This is a genomic window from Bowmanella yangjiangensis (genome assembly GCF_017255015.1).
Taxonomy (GTDB): domain Bacteria; phylum Pseudomonadota; class Gammaproteobacteria; order Enterobacterales; family Alteromonadaceae; genus Bowmanella; species Bowmanella yangjiangensis.
This window is the reverse complement of record NZ_JAFKCS010000462.1, coordinates 1-602: the sequence shown is the minus strand read 5'-3', so window position 1 is coordinate 602 and position 602 is coordinate 1. Positions and strand designations below refer to the sequence as shown.

1 protein-coding gene is annotated in these 602 nt (G+C 72.6%); it reads right to left on the bottom strand.

Annotation, left to right across the window (positions count from 1 at the left end; genetic code table 11):
- The coding region (locus J0A65_RS25155) for a FecR family protein (protein ID WP_206596954.1) at nucleotides 1-602 on the bottom strand (602 nt) is incomplete at both ends.

Genomic DNA, 602 nt, shown 5'->3' with positions numbered 1-602 from the left:
GAGCAGCTGTGCCAGTGGCCACTGCTGGAAGACCAGCCGCCCGGAGCGCCAGCTGGCCACTTCACCGTCGGCGACCCGCGAGCGCAGCAAGGTGCCCCGGCTGCCGTCGTAGACCGCACGATCCCCTGCCAGCAGCTCGACCAGCGGGGCATCCGCGCGTGGCTGCAGGGCGACCCGCCCGCTCTCCACGCTCACGGCCAGCAGCTCGCGGCCACGGCGCACGTCGAAGCGCGTACCGAGCACCTGCACGCTCCCCTCCCCGGCCTGCACCCGGAACGGCCGTTGCACATCCCTGGCCACCTCGAAGAACGCCTGCCCCTGCACCAGTTCGACCTCGCGCCGCTCCGCCAGCAGGCGCACCTCCAGGCGCGTGTTGCAATTGAGATGGATACGGCTGCCATCCTCCAGGGTCACCTCGCGGGGCGTCTGCGGCCCGCTGACCAGGGTAAGCGCCCCATCCGGCGAGACATCCAGCCAGGCCGGCAGTAGCGCCAGCAGCACCAGGCAGGCAGCTGCCGCCAGCGAACGCCAGCGCCGCCGGGGCGCCGGGCGTTCAGCCGGAATCGGCGGCCTGGGCAGCTGGGCCATGTCCTGCCAGAGCA